Genomic DNA, 12,918 nt, shown 5'->3' with positions numbered 1-12,918 from the left:
ATCGCTCAGCGAGCACGGATAGCAGCACACCACGCATTCACAATCTGACCGACCAAGGAGTTAGCAAATGGCGAACACGTTGCAACTGCCGCAAGGCATGCAGATCACGGCCGAGATCCAACCCGGCTTCGAACAGATCCTCACGCCCGAGGCGCTCGAACTCGTCGCGAAGCTGCACCGCGCCTTCGAACCGCGTCGCCAGGAACTGCTGAAGGCGCGCGTCGAGCGCACGAAGCGTCTCGACGCCGGCGAGCGTCCGGACTTCCTCGCAGAAACGAAGTCGATCCGCGAAGGCGACTGGAAAATCGCCGCGCTGCCGAAGGATCTCGAATGCCGCCGCGTGGAAATCACCGGCCCGGTCGAGCGCAAGATGATCATCAACGCGCTGAATTCGGGCGCGGATTCGTACATGACCGACTTCGAGGATTCGAACGCGCCGAACTGGGACAACCAGATCACCGGCCAGATCAACCTCAAGGACGCGGTGCGCCGCACGATCTCGCTCGAACAGAACGGCAAGTCGTATCAGCTCAACGACAAGACCGCCACGCTGATCGTGCGTCCGCGCGGCTGGCATCTCGACGAAAAGCACGTGACGGTCGACGGCCAGCGCGTGTCCGGCGGCATCTTCGACTTCGCGCTCTATCTGTTCCACAACGCAAAGGAACTGATCTCGCGCGGCAGCGGCCCGTACTTCTATCTGCCGAAGATGGAAAGCCACCTCGAAGCGCGCCTGTGGAACGACATCTTCGTCGCGGCGCAGGAAGGCGTGGGCGTTCCGCGCGGCACGATTCGCGCGACGGTGCTGGTCGAAACGATTCTCGCCACCTTCGAGATGGACGAAATCCTCTACGAACTGCGCGAACACAGCTCGGGCCTGAACGCCGGCCGCTGGGACTACATCTTCTCGGCGATCAAGAAGTTCAAGAAGGACGCGGACTTCTGCCTCGCGGACCGTTCGCAGATCACGATGAACGTGCCATTCATGCGCGCCTATGCGCTCGAACTGCTCAAGACCTGCCACAAGCGCAATGCGCCGGCGATTGGCGGCATGAGCGCGCTGATTCCGATCAAGAACGACGCGGCAGCGAACGACAAGGCAATGGGCGGCGTGCGCTCGGACAAGGCGCGCGACGCGGGCGACGGCTACGACGGCGGCTGGGTTGCGCATCCGGGCCTCGTGCCCATTGCGATGGAAGAGTTCGTGAAGGTGCTCGGCGACAAGCCGAACCAGATCGGCAAGCAGCGCCCCGACGTCAACGTGACGAACAAGGATCTGCTCGACTTCCGTCCGGAAGCGCCGATCACCGAAACGGGCCTGCGCAACAACATCAACGTCGGCATCCACTACCTCGGTTCGTGGCTCGCGGGCAATGGCTGCGTGCCGATCCACAACCTGATGGAAGACGCCGCGACCGCCGAAATCTCGCGCTCGCAGGTGTGGCAGTGGATCCGCTCGCCGAAGGGCAAGCTCGACGACGGCCGCAAGGTCACGGCCGAACTCGTGCGCGAACTGATCCCGCAGGAACTGGACAAGGTGAAGGGCGTGGTCGGCGGCGATACGAAGCCGTACGAGCGCGCCGCGCAGATCTTCGAACAGATGTCGACGTCGGAAGATTTCGTCGAATTCCTGACGCTGCCGCTGTACGAGGAAATCTGATCGGCTTCGCTCGTCGCTGGATGCGATGAGCCGATGCGTCGATAAAAAAGGCCCGGCGGATGGGAGTCCGCCGGGCCTTCGTGTTTTCTGCGAGTTTTTCGTGGTGCGCGAGGTGGGCGCCTAGCGCGCGCGCCGATGCTCCACCCAGTCGCCGCTCGTGATCTCGGGACGGCCCGCGACCGCGCCCGGCGCGACCGGATAGTACAGGCAGTCGACGCGCTCGCCCTGCACTTCGAGGCTCACCGCCTTCGAGACGAACAGCCCGTCGACGCCCGGATAGACCTGCTCGATTTCGTCGAGCACGGCCAGCAGCGCATCGTCGATTTCATAGACGTCGCCGACTACGCGCGCGGGTTGATCCGCCTGGATCGCCGCGTCGTCGTGCGTGCCCGCCACCATGCCCGGATACGTGCCGAAGTCGAACAGCCGACCCGACAGCGACGTGAGCCCCAGATGACGCGGACGCGCGATCGCATGGCGATCCGCGGCGAGGTTGATGTCGTTGATCTCGCCCGCGCGCAGCGTGCCGTAGACGAACACGTATTTCATGGATTCCGCTCCTTGCTCCTGATATCCGCGTCATTATGCGATAGCCAGCATGTTTGCGCGCGGCGTGGCGGGCGTGCAAAGGCACCCTTAAGCGTCGATACGCGCCGATCCGTACACGCGCCTACAATGAGGCACTCCGTTGCCCCTGTCAGCGCCAACCCGCACAGATCAGCGCAAATCAGCATCCGCATGCCGCCATGACCGCCGACGCCACCACCTTCGACGCCACCCGCGTCAGCGACGCCCTGCCCGCCGCCTTCGCCGAGATCCCGCCCGAGTTCGCGCCGAACCTCGAGCATCCGATCCGCGTACGCTCGCGGCCGATGGCCGCCGGCGTGCGCATCTCGAAGCACACGCATGCGTGGGCGCAGCTCGCCTATGCGTCGCGCGGCGTGCTGCGCATGGCCACGCCCGGCACGACGTGGATGGTGCCGCCGTCGCGCGCGATCTGGGTGCCGCCGTACGTCACGCACGAAGTGTCCATCGTCGAGGACGCGTTCCTGCGCACGCTCTATGTCGATCAGTCGGTGATTCCCGCCGGGCTGGACGCGTGCCGCGTGGTCGAAGTCTCGGGCTTGCTGCGCGAATCGATCGCCGCCTTCGACGAACACGGCATCGCCCCGGCGCGCGAGCGTCTGCTCGGTGCGGTCGCACTCGACGAAATCACGCGCTCTGCGCCCTTGCCGCTCGCGGTGCCGATGCCCGAGGAAAAGCGCCTGCGTGCGCTCTGCGAAGCGCTGCTCGCCGATCCGGCCGGGCCGGGCTCGCTCGAATACTGGGCCGCGCACGTGGGCGCCAGCACGCGCACGATCGCGCGGCTTTTCCGGCTGGAACTGGGGGTGAGTTTTTCGCAGTGGCGTCAGCAGGCGATCCTCGCGCGCGCGATTCCGCTGCTGAATCAGGGCAAGCCGATGTCGATCGTCGCGCAGGAACTCGGCTACCAAAGCCAGAGTGCGTTCTCGGCGATGTTCCGGCGCGCGTTCGGCGAAAGCCCGCGGGCCTTTATCGCGCGCGGCACCGGCGACCGCGAGCAGGACCTCGACGAAACGCATTCCGCGAACGACGAACCACTCGAAGCGCCGGGCGACTGACGCGCGATCACACCGGGCGCGTCATGTGCCGGATCGAGCCGAGCCGCGCGAGCCGCGGTCCGGCAACGCGGTAACCCATGCGCAGATAGAGCCGCGCCGCCGGGTTATCGACGAATACACGCAACTGCAATTCGCGCAAGCCGCGCTCGCGCGCCCATTGATGCGAGATGTCGAGCAGGAACGTGCCCGCGCCGTTGCCGCGACAGCCCTCGGCGATCTGCACGTCGCGGATGTGCAGCGAATCGCCCTCCTGCGTCACGCGCAGCACGCCGATCGCCTCGCCGTCGAGTTCGAGAATGAAATTCTCCGACTCGCGGTAACTCGCGAGGAACAGATCGCCCCGCCAGATCAGATGATGCCGCTGGTAATAGCCGCCCATGTTCCGGCGCGTGAGCGACTCGGCGAACTCGAAGTCGTCCATGGTGGCGTGACGCAGCTGGAAGCGCGACGGGATGTCGTTCGGTGCGAACATGGCAGGCAAGGCGGCAATCGCGGAAATTCGAAGTTTCGACAACGCTACGATAACGCGTCGCCTCAGGCAATGGCGTTTTGTCCGTACGCCCGCACGTTTCGCGCGCAGAAATGAGCCGCAGCAACACCGTACCGGCGCCGCACCAAAGATCGGAAGAGAAAGAGAACGCGCGAACCGGAACCGGCGGCGCAAAAGAAAAAAGCCCGCTGGAACTTCCAGCGGGCTTTGATTCTGGCGGAGCGGACGGGACTCGAACCCGCGACCCCCGGCGTGACAGGCCGGTATTCTAACCAACTGAACTACCGCTCCAACGCGACAATCACAGATGGGCGTTGGTTGACTCCCACCTGCTGCCTCGCCAACCTCGTTGACGACGCTCATGTCTGGCGTCCCCTAGGGGATTCGAACCCCTGTACTCACCGTGAAAGGGTGATGTCCTAGGCCTCTAGACGAAGGGGACAACACAGGCTTGCGCCTTGAACTACACGCGGCACGCTTGCGCGCACAACTCGAATCTGGCGGAGCGGACGGGACTCGAACCCGCGACCCCCGGCGTGACAGGCCGGTATTCTAACCAACTGAACTACCGCTCCAGTGCTGCTCTGCTACTACACCGGCGGGCGTTGGTTAGCTCCCGCTGGCGGCGTCGCCTTGACTGCTTGATGGCGCCGCAGAAAAACTTTGGCGTCCCCTAGGGGATTCGAACCCCTGTACTCACCGTGAAAGGGTGATGTCCTAGGCCTCTAGACGAAGGGGACAACACAGGCTTACACCTTATCCTGCTACAACTAAAAAGCCCGCTCACGATTTCTGAACGGGCTTCTATCTGGCGGAGCGGACGGGACTCGAACCCGCGACCCCCGGCGTGACAGGCCGGTATTCTAACCAACTGAACTACCGCTCCAACGCGACAATCACAGATGGGCGTTGGTTGACTCCCACCTGCTGCCTCGCCAACCTCGTTGACGACGCTCATGTCTGGCGTCCCCTAGGGGATTCGAACCCCTGTACTCACCGTGAAAGGGTGATGTCCTAGGCCTCTAGACGAAGGGGACATGATCTTTTCAGATAATGCCTGACTACACTTTACAGCTATTCCTGCGAATCACCAGCTTTACTGCGACTGGGAAACTACCTGTTCTGATGGTGGAGGTAAGCGGGATCGAACCGCTGACCTCTTGCATGCCATGCAAGCGCTCTCCCAGCTGAGCTATACCCCCTTGCAGAACAGAAGCGAGATTTTAAACATCAATTTCGCTTTCGTCAAGAGCTTTTTGAATCTTTTTTTCATCGCTTCGGTGTTTCGGAGAAACATCGTTGCTCGATTCAAGCACTCTTTGCGTGAAACTTGCTGCTGTTTCGCGCTCCGTATTCAACGGAGCCCGAATACTACAAGAACTCTCGGCGTCGCGCTAGTGCCAGAGCGAAAATTCTTCAAAAAAAGTTCACGCCCCTGCTTTTTGCACGCCGCCGAGTGCATGCGCAATGCTCACAACAAGCCACGACAAGCCACTTCAGGCGCCCTTCGCAAGCCCTTGTTCGATACGGCTCACCACGACGTCACGGCCAAACTGCGTGAGTACGGCGTCGATTGCAGGCGTGTGCGTGGTGCCCGCAACGAACAGACGCACCGGCATCGCGAGTTGCGGCATCTTGAGCTTGTGCGTGGCGAGCGTGGCCTTGAACGCGGCCGAGATCGCTTCCTTGGTCCACTCGGCAGCCTTCAGCGCGACAGCGAGATCGGCGAGCGCCGGACGCACGGCGTCGGTGACGTGCTGCGCGAGCGCATCCGCTTCCGGCTGCGGTTCGCGATAGAACATCATCGCGCTTTCAGCGATCTCCTTGATCGTGTTCGCGCGATCCTTGAAGAGCGCGACCACGCCGTCGAGCGCCGGGCCCTTCGCGAGCGCCGCTTCGTCCACGCCGAGCGCCGCGAAGAACGGCTTCGACAGCTCCGCGAGACGCGCGTTGTCGACTTCCTTCAGGTAGTGGTTGTTGAGCCAGTTGAGCTTGTTGTGGTCGTACTGCGCCGGCGACTTGCCCAGATGCTCCAGGTCGAACCACTCGACGAACTGCTCGCGCGTGAACACTTCCGCGTCGCCGTGCGACCATCCGAGGCGCGCGAGATAGTTCAGCACCGCTTCCGGCAGATAACCGGCGTCGCGATAGCCCATCACGCTCATCGCGCCGTGGCGCTTGCTCATCTTCTCGCCCTGCTCGTTCAGCACGGTCGGCAGATGCGCGTACACGGGCGGCTCGGCGCCGAGCGCACGCAGGATGTTGATCTGGCGCGGCGTGTTGTTCACGTGGTCGTCGCCGCGAATCACGTGCGTGATCTTCATGTCGAGGTCGTCGACGACCACGCAGAAGTTGTAGGTCGGCGTGCCGTCCGGACGCGCGATCACGAGGTCGTCGAGTTCCTCGTTCGAGATTTCCACGCGGCCTTTAACGGCGTCGTCCCAGGCGACCACGCCCGTGAGCGGATTACGGAAGCGCAGCACGGGCTGCACGCCTTCGGGGGGCACCGGCAGGACCTTGCCCGGCTCCGGACGCCACGTGCCGTCGTAGCGCGGCTTCTCGCCTGCGGCACGTTGACGTTCGCGCAGCGCGTCGAGTTCTTCCGTCGACATGTAGCACGGGTACACGAGACCCTGCTGCTGCATTTGCGCGAGCACGTCGCGATAACGGTCCATGCGCTGCATCTGGTAGAACGGGCCTTCGTCGAAATCGAGGCCGAGCCACTGCATGCCTTCGAGGATCGCGTCGACCGATTCGGACGTCGAACGCTCGACGTCGGTGTCCTCGATCCGCAGCACGAAAACGCCCTCGTTGCGGCGCGCGAACGCCCACGGATAGAGCGCGGAGCGGATGTTGCCGAGGTGGATAAAGCCGGTCGGGCTCGGCGCGAAGCGGGTACGGACGGGAGTCGTGGTCATGGGCGAATACTCGAGGACGATGCCGGCCGGCGAGCGGAAGGCGCGGCGGCGTTGCGCGAAAGGCGGACAACGTCGCGCACGCGTTCTGTCGGCGGCGCTCGGCGAAGGTTCGCGGCGCGGGCCGTGGCGGCGCGGCGGGCTCGTGGAAAAGCCCGACGGCGCACGGCGCTCACGCGAACGAAAACCGGGAAAATTAGAGACGGGATTATACCCGCCGCCAGCGGCTTCGGCCTTGCCGGGAGTGGGCGCGGCCCGCGGCCGGCAAGAACCTGATGCGATGGCGCGCCACGTCACGCCGCGTTACACGTACGAAGCGTAATCGCGTATTGCTTTGCCTTATCATGTCGGCGCGCTGGCTTCCTCGCCAGTTTCGCCCGGTCCGCAGCCGCGGTCCGCGAGAAAAAATGCGGCGCGCCCGCCACACGCTCGACGTTCCTGCCCGCGCCGCCTGGAGAAATTGCTTGAAGTCCCGTTCGAAGCCTGACCAGCACAACGATCTCGATCAGCCGCAGTCTGCGGCGCCCGCCGCCTCGCTGTCACTGAGCCGCCGCCATTTCTCGCTCGCGTCGCTCACCTCGCTCGCGGCCGCCTCCTCCGTCCTCGCCGCCTGCACGACCACGGGCACGGAGACGCCGCAGAACAAGCCGCAGGTCGCTCCACCGCCCGTCGCGCGCAATCCGCGCCCGATCCGCGTGGGTCTCGCGCTAGGCGGCGGCGCTGCGCGCGGTTTCGCGCACATTGGCGTAATCAAGGCACTCGAGGCGCGCAACATCCAGGTCGATCTGATCACCGGCACGAGCGCGGGCTCAGTGGTCGCGGCGCTCTACGCGTCGGGCCTGAACGGTTTCGCGATCAACAAGCTCGCGCTGACGATGGACGAAGCCTCGATCAGCGACTGGGCCATGCCGTTCCGCACGCGCGGCATTCTGCAAGGCATCGCGCTGCAGAACTTCCTGAACACGACGCTGCACGACCGCCCGATCGAGAAAATGGCCAAGCCGCTCGGCGTGGTCTCCACCGATTTGCAAACCGGCCAGCCGATCCTGTTCCAGCGCGGCAACACCGGCATTGCGGTGCGCGCGTCGTGCAGCATTCCGTCGATTTTCGAGCCGGTGAAGATCGGCGGCCACGAATACGTCGACGGCGGCCTCGTGAGCCCCGTGCCGGCCTCGTTCGCGAAAAAGATGGGCGCGGACTTCGTGATCGCCGTGGACATCTCGGCGCGCCCGGAAACGGCCTCGACGCTGAGCCAGTTCGACGTGCTGATGCAGACCTTCACGATCATGGGTCAGTCGATCAAGACCTACGAGCTCGAAAAGTACGCCGACGTGGTGATCCGTCCGAGCCTCAACGCGATGTCGAGCAGCGACTTCACGCAGCGCAACGCCGCGATACTCGCGGGCGAGGAAGCCGGCGCGCGCGCGGCGGCGGAAATCGAGCGCAAGCTCGCGGCGGCACGCGCGGCCTGAGCGCCCAAACCGGGCGCCACATCAGCGCCAGAACGCAAAAAAGCCTGCTTCGTATGAAGCAGGCTTTTTTTGCGCCGATGCCGCAGTAGCGGACCGGCAGACCCCAACGCAATCTTTAGTTGCCGCTGCCGTCGAACTGCGCGCTCACGCGCTGCTTGAGGCTTTGCGCCTGATCCGGCGTGAACGACGTTTCAACGCGGCGTGCGCCCGTGAAACGCTTTTCCCAATAGCCGTCGTCCAGATCGTCGACACGGATCGTGCTGCCGGTGGACGGCGAGTGCACGAACTTGTTGTCGCCGATATAGATGCCCACGTGCGAGAACGTGCGGCGCATCGTGTTGAAGAACACGAGGTCGCCCGGTTTGAGGTTGCTCATGCTCACCTTCTCGCCGACGCGGCTCATTTCCTCGGCGCGGCGCGGCAGGTTCAGGCCCAGCGTGTCCTGGAACACGTAGCGCACGAAACCGCTGCAATCGAGCCCCGAATCCGGCGTGTTGCCGCCCCAGCGGTAACGCACGCCGATCATGTTCAGCGCGCCCACCACGACGTCGCCCGCTTTGCCGGCCATGCCGGAAAGGAACGACTTCGCGCCGCCTTCGGACGGAGCCGGGGCAGCCGGCGATGCGGTCTGGGTAGCGTTTTGAACGGCGGGGAGCGACTGCGCATTCGCCGAATTGCTCGGCGAAAATGAGACATTCTGGTTGAAGCTGCTAGCTTCGTCGGCGAACGCGCCGGGAGCTGCTGCCATCAGGACGCCGATGAACATCCCGGCGACGACGCGCGTGCAAGCCTGGGTCAAGTATCGGTGCTGCATGGGTCGGTAGAAATTGCCCGTAAATCAGGGAGTTAGAAGAAAAGTTTGGACGATACTAGCCAGTAAGTATTTGTGTGTCAAAACTTATAGAAAAATACAATCGCGATGCGCACCTCATTGGTGAATTTCACCAAAATTCCCCCTAAAGTTCTTCGAACGTTCAGCGATCGAAGGCAGCTTTCAGCAACTTTCGCGTGTAAGGATGAATGGGGTCGTCAAAGATTTTTGTTACATCTCCCGACTCGACAATGGCCCCGTTTTGCATCACGGCGACGCGGTGCGCCATCGCCCCGATCACTTCGAGGTCGTGGCTGATGAACACATAGCCCAGGTTGTACTTGCGTTGCAGATCGGTCAACAAACGCAGCACCTGCTGCTGGATTGAGACGTCGAGCGCGCTGGTCGGTTCGTCGAGCACGATCACGCGCGGTTCCAGCACCAGCGTGCGCGCGATCGCGATCCGCTGGCGCTGGCCGCCGGAAAACTCGTGCGGATAGCGTTGCAGCGCCGTGCGGTCGAGCCCCACTTCGCGCAGTACGCCCACGATGCGCTTGCGGCGCTCCTCGGCGGAAAGATCGGCGCGATGCAGCGCGAGCCCCTCCCCCACGATGCGCTCCACGGTCTGGCGCGGCGAAAGCGAACTGAACGGGTCCTGAAAGACCACCTGCAGATGCGAACGCAAACCGAGCTTGTCGCGGCCCTGATAACTCGCGAGCGCGCGCCCCTGGAACTCGACCGCGCCCGCCGCCGTGCGCTGCAATCCCAGCATCGCCAGTGCGAGCGTCGATTTACCGGACCCCGACTCGCCGACAATGCCCAGCGTCTCGCCCTGGCGCACCGAGACGCTCGCGTCGTTCACCGCACGGAACCGGCCGCGCTCGAACCAGCCCTTGAACCCCGGCAATTTCGTGGCGAAATCGACGCTCACCTGCTTCGCTTCAAGCAGCACCGGCGCGATCGGCAAAACGGGCAGCACGTTGCGCTCGGGCCGGCTCGCGATCAGGCGCTGCGTGTACGGATGCTTCGGCGCCTCGAAAATCTGCTCGACCGCGCCCGTCTCCACGAGCTTGCCCTTCTCCATCACCGCCACGCGTTGCGCGAAGCGGCGCACGAGGTTCAGGTCGTGCGTGATCAGCAGCACCGACATGCCGCGCCGCGCCGCCTCCTCGCGCTGCAATTCGAGCAGCAACTCGACGATCTGACCGCGAATGGTCACGTCGAGCGCCGTGGTCGGTTCGTCGGCGAGCAGCAGACGCGGACGGCACGCGAGCGCCATCGCGATCATCACGCGCTGACGCTGGCCGCCCGACAGTTGATGCGGATAGTTGAACAGGCGCCGGCGCGGCTCGGGAATGCCCGTGCGCTCCAGCAGCCCCACGGCCTGCTCGTAGGCTTCCTTCTTCGTCACGCCGTCGTGCAGCACGATGGTTTCCGCGATCTGCTCGCCGATCGTATAGAGCGGATTGAGCGCGGTCATCGGCTCCTGGAAGATCATCGCGATGTCGTTGCCGCGCAGGCCGCGCATCTCGCGTTCGCTCTTCGCAACGAGGTCTTCGCCGTCGAAGCGGATCGTGCCGTCGATCCGCGCGTCGCTCAGCAAACGCAGGATCGCGAGCGCCGTCACCGTCTTGCCCGAACCCGATTCGCCGACGAGCGCCACACGCTCGCCGCGCCCGATCGCCAGCGCGATGTCGTCGACCGCCAGCGTGTCGCCGAAGCGCACGCTCAGATGCTCGATCGAGAGCAGCGGCGCGGGGATGTCTTGAGGCATGGCGCTCACTGATTGCCTCCGGCTTTCATCGCGTCGGCGATGCGCGTGTCGAGCGCGTTGCGCAGCGCGTCGCCCATGAAGGTGAGCAGCAGCAGCGTGACGACGAGCACGCCGAACGTCGACATCGAAATCCACCAGGCGTCGAGATTGCCCTTGCCCTGCGCGAGCAGTTCGCCGAGGCTCGGCGTGGGCGGCGGCACGCCGAGGCCCAGAAAGTCGAGACTGGTGAGCGCGAGAATCGAGCCGCTCATGCGAAACGGCAGGAACGTGATGACGGGCGTGAGACTGTTGGGCAGCACGTGACGCCAGATGATCTGCCAGTTCGACAAACCCATCGCACGCGCGGCGAGCACGTAGTCCTGATTGCGGTTGCGCAGGAATTCCGCGCGCACGTAATCGGACAAGCCGATCCAGCCGAACAGCGAGAGCAGCACGATCAGCAGGATGAAGCCCGGCTCGAAGATCGACGCGAAGATGATCAGCAGATACAGCTCGGGCATCGCGCTCCATATCTCGATCAGTCGCTGCCCGACAATATCGACGCGGCCGCCGAAATAGCCCTGTATCGCGCCCGCCAGCACACCGAGCACCGTGCCGATGGCCGTGAGCACGAGGCCGAATTCCACCGACACCTGGAAGCCGTACAGGAGCCGCGCGAACAGGTCGCGTCCGCTTGCGTCGGTGCCAAGCCAGTTCTGGCGCGACGGCGGCGCGGGGTTCGGCACCTTCGAGAAATAATTGAGCGTGTCGTAGTAGTACGGGTTCGGCGGATAGATCGCGAAGTTGCCCGGCGCATCGAAACGATGGCGCACGTACGGATCGAGATAGTCGGCGGGCGTCGGGAAGTCGCCGCCGAACGCGGTCTCCGGATAGTCCTTGAAAAGCGGGAAATACAGATGCCCTTCGTAGCGCACGACGATCGGTTTGTCGTTGCACCACAGCGGGCCCGCGAGGCTCGCCGCGAACGCCACGACGAAGATAATCAGGCTCCAGTAGCCGAGGCGCTGCTGCTTGAAGCGCAGCCATACGCGGCGTGCGGGCGTGGGCGACTTGAAGGCGCGCACGCTCTCGGTGCGCAGGTCGGATTCGGCGCCGGTGCGGACTCGGTTCAACTCAGCGCTCCAGTTGTTCGAATTGAATGCGGGGATCGACCCACACGTAGCAAAGATCGGAAATCAGCTTGGTGAGCAGACCGATCAGCGTGAAGAGGTACAGCGTGCCGAGCACGACCGGATAGTCGCGCCGCACCACCGACTCATACGACAGCAGGCCGAGGCCGTCGAGCGAAAACAGCGTTTCGATCAGCAGACTGCCCGTGAAGAACGCGCCGATGAACGCCGCCGGAAAGCCCACCACGAGCGGCAGCAATGCATTGCGGAACACGTGTTTCCAGAGCACCGTGCGCTCGGACAGCCCCTTGGCGCGCGCGGTCAGCACGTACTGGCGGCGAATCTCTTCGAGGAACGCATTCTTCGTGAGCATGGTGGTCACGGCGAAACTGCCGACCACCGAAGCCGTCACCGGCAGCGCGATGTGCCAGAGGTAATCGAGAATCTTGCCGCCGAGCGAGAGCGTGTCCCAGTCGTCGGAGGTGAGATTGCGCAGCGGAAACAGTTGCAGGAAGGTGCCGCCGCCGAACAGCACGAGCAGCAGCACGCCCAGCACGAAACCTGGAATCGCATAACCGATCAGCACGACGAGACTCGTGATCAGATCGAAACGCGAGCCGTTGCGCACCGCCTTCGCGATGCCCAGCGGCACCGATATCAGATAGGTCAGAAAGAAGGTCCACAAACCGATGCTGATCGACACCGGCAGCTTCGAAATGATCAGCTTCCACACGCTCTGATGATGGAAGTAGCTCTGCCCCAGATCGAAACGCGCGAAGCGCCCGAGCATCAGGAAATAGCGTTGCAGCGGCGGCTTGTCGAAACCGTAGAGCTGCTTGAGTTGCGCGATCTGCTGCGCGTCGACGCCCGAGTGCGCGCGCATGCCGAACGGCATGCCCTGCTCCGCGCCGCGGCGCAGATCGCGCACGGCCTGTTCGACGGGCCCGCCCGGCACGAACTGGATCACGGCGAAGGTCAGCGTGAGCACGCCGAGCAACGTCGGGATCATCAGCAGCAGGCGTTTGACGATGTAGCTCCACATGATTC

At 63.9% G+C, this 12,918-nt stretch carries 10 protein-coding genes and 7 tRNA genes; 3 read left to right on the top strand and 14 right to left on the bottom strand.

Annotated elements, in window-relative coordinates; genetic code table 11:
- Nucleotides 1-67 precede the first annotated feature (67 nt).
- Complete coding sequence (gene aceB, locus BMY06_RS18440; RefSeq protein WP_074984478.1) at nucleotides 68-1,660, top strand: malate synthase A; 1,593 nt, start codon at nucleotides 68-70, stop codon at nucleotides 1,658-1,660.
- A 120-nt stretch (nucleotides 1,661-1,780) separates the two neighbouring features.
- On the opposite strand, the gene BMY06_RS18435 is transcribed toward aceB, so the two are convergent.
- Nucleotides 1,781-2,209, bottom strand: a complete 429-nt coding sequence (locus BMY06_RS18435) for a gamma-glutamylcyclotransferase family protein (protein WP_074984476.1) — start codon at nucleotides 2,207-2,209, stop codon at nucleotides 1,781-1,783.
- Between the two features lie 197 nt (nucleotides 2,210-2,406).
- Between BMY06_RS18435 and BMY06_RS18430 the strand changes: the two genes are divergently transcribed.
- Nucleotides 2,407-3,300, top strand: a complete 894-nt coding sequence (locus BMY06_RS18430; RefSeq protein ID WP_074984475.1) for an AraC family transcriptional regulator — start codon at nucleotides 2,407-2,409, stop codon at nucleotides 3,298-3,300.
- A gap of 7 nt (nucleotides 3,301-3,307) precedes the next feature.
- Here the strand turns inward: BMY06_RS18430 and BMY06_RS18425 are convergent, their stop codons facing one another.
- The 9 genes from BMY06_RS18425 to gltX form a co-directional block, all read right to left on the bottom strand.
- Nucleotides 3,308-3,772, bottom strand: a complete 465-nt coding sequence (locus BMY06_RS18425; RefSeq protein WP_065060198.1) for a GNAT family N-acetyltransferase — start codon at nucleotides 3,770-3,772, stop codon at nucleotides 3,308-3,310.
- 232 nt (nucleotides 3,773-4,004) lie between these two features.
- Nucleotides 4,005-4,081 (bottom strand) — tRNA-Asp (locus BMY06_RS18420).
- A gap of 75 nt (nucleotides 4,082-4,156) precedes the next feature.
- Nucleotides 4,157-4,232: transfer RNA gene (locus tag BMY06_RS18415), tRNA-Glu, on the bottom strand.
- A gap of 56 nt (nucleotides 4,233-4,288) precedes the next feature.
- Nucleotides 4,289-4,365 (bottom strand) — tRNA-Asp (locus BMY06_RS18410).
- Between the two features lie 89 nt (nucleotides 4,366-4,454).
- A tRNA-Glu gene (locus BMY06_RS18405) sits at nucleotides 4,455-4,530 on the bottom strand.
- A 69-nt stretch (nucleotides 4,531-4,599) separates the two neighbouring features.
- Nucleotides 4,600-4,676: transfer RNA gene (locus BMY06_RS18400), tRNA-Asp, on the bottom strand.
- Nucleotides 4,677-4,751: 75 nt separating this feature from the next.
- Nucleotides 4,752-4,827 (bottom strand) — tRNA-Glu (locus tag BMY06_RS18395).
- A gap of 89 nt (nucleotides 4,828-4,916) precedes the next feature.
- Nucleotides 4,917-4,992: transfer RNA gene (locus tag BMY06_RS18390), tRNA-Ala, on the bottom strand.
- Nucleotides 4,993-5,286: 294 nt separating this feature from the next.
- Nucleotides 5,287-6,708 (bottom strand): glutamate--tRNA ligase, encoded by a 1,422-nt coding sequence (gltX, locus tag BMY06_RS18385; RefSeq protein ID WP_074984473.1) that lies wholly within the window; start codon nucleotides 6,706-6,708, stop codon nucleotides 5,287-5,289.
- Between the two features lie 338 nt (nucleotides 6,709-7,046).
- Between gltX and BMY06_RS18380 the strand changes: the two genes are divergently transcribed.
- Nucleotides 7,047-8,177, top strand: a complete 1,131-nt coding sequence (locus BMY06_RS18380) for a patatin-like phospholipase family protein (RefSeq protein ID WP_373681674.1) — start codon at nucleotides 7,047-7,049, stop codon at nucleotides 8,175-8,177.
- Nucleotides 8,178-8,292: 115 nt separating this feature from the next.
- On the opposite strand, the gene BMY06_RS18375 is transcribed toward BMY06_RS18380, so the two are convergent.
- The 4 genes from BMY06_RS18375 to BMY06_RS18360 all read right to left on the bottom strand — a co-directional run bounded on the left by BMY06_RS18375 (nucleotide 8,293) and on the right by BMY06_RS18360 (nucleotide 12,913).
- Nucleotides 8,293-8,991, bottom strand: a complete 699-nt coding sequence (locus BMY06_RS18375; protein WP_074984471.1) for a C40 family peptidase — start codon at nucleotides 8,989-8,991, stop codon at nucleotides 8,293-8,295.
- A 160-nt stretch (nucleotides 8,992-9,151) separates the two neighbouring features.
- On the bottom strand, nucleotides 9,152-10,762 hold the full coding sequence (locus tag BMY06_RS18370; RefSeq protein WP_074984580.1) for an ABC transporter ATP-binding protein: 1,611 nt from the start codon (nucleotides 10,760-10,762) through the stop codon (nucleotides 9,152-9,154).
- A 5-nt stretch (nucleotides 10,763-10,767) separates the two neighbouring features.
- Nucleotides 10,768-11,874, bottom strand: a complete 1,107-nt coding sequence (locus BMY06_RS40190; protein ID WP_065060201.1) for an ABC transporter permease — start codon at nucleotides 11,872-11,874, stop codon at nucleotides 10,768-10,770.
- 1 nt (nucleotide 11,875) lies between these two features.
- Nucleotides 11,876-12,913 carry a microcin C ABC transporter permease YejB gene (locus BMY06_RS18360; protein WP_065060202.1) on the bottom strand — a complete coding sequence of 346 codons (1,038 nt, stop codon included), beginning with the start codon at nucleotides 12,911-12,913 and terminating at the stop codon, nucleotides 11,876-11,878.
- Nucleotides 12,914-12,918: the final 5 nt, after the last annotated feature.

This window comes from Paraburkholderia tropica, from assembly GCF_900109265.1.
Classification (GTDB): Bacteria; Pseudomonadota; Gammaproteobacteria; order Burkholderiales; family Burkholderiaceae; genus Paraburkholderia; species Paraburkholderia tropica.
The sequence above is the reverse complement of the archived record's forward strand: the minus strand, read 5'-3'. Positions and strand labels throughout refer to the sequence as shown.

Coding starts and splice junctions, on each gene's coding strand:
- aceB (WP_074984478.1), top strand. CDS start 68: ATGGCGAACACGTTGCAACTGCCGCAAGGCATGCAGATCACGGCCGAG.
- BMY06_RS18435 (WP_074984476.1), bottom strand. CDS start 2,209: ATGAAATACGTGTTCGTCTACGGCACGCTGCGCGCGGGCGAGATCAAC.
- BMY06_RS18430 (WP_074984475.1), top strand. CDS start 2,407: ATGACCGCCGACGCCACCACCTTCGACGCCACCCGCGTCAGCGACGCC.
- BMY06_RS18425 (WP_065060198.1), bottom strand. CDS start 3,772: ATGTTCGCACCGAACGACATCCCGTCGCGCTTCCAGCTGCGTCACGCC.
- gltX (WP_074984473.1), bottom strand. CDS start 6,708: ATGACCACGACTCCCGTCCGTACCCGCTTCGCGCCGAGCCCGACCGGC.
- BMY06_RS18375 (WP_074984471.1), bottom strand. CDS start 8,991: ATGCAGCACCGATACTTGACCCAGGCTTGCACGCGCGTCGTCGCCGGG.
- BMY06_RS18370 (WP_074984580.1), bottom strand. CDS start 10,762: ATGCCTCAAGACATCCCCGCGCCGCTGCTCTCGATCGAGCATCTGAGC.
- BMY06_RS18360 (WP_065060202.1), bottom strand. CDS start 12,913: ATGTGGAGCTACATCGTCAAACGCCTGCTGCTGATGATCCCGACGTTG.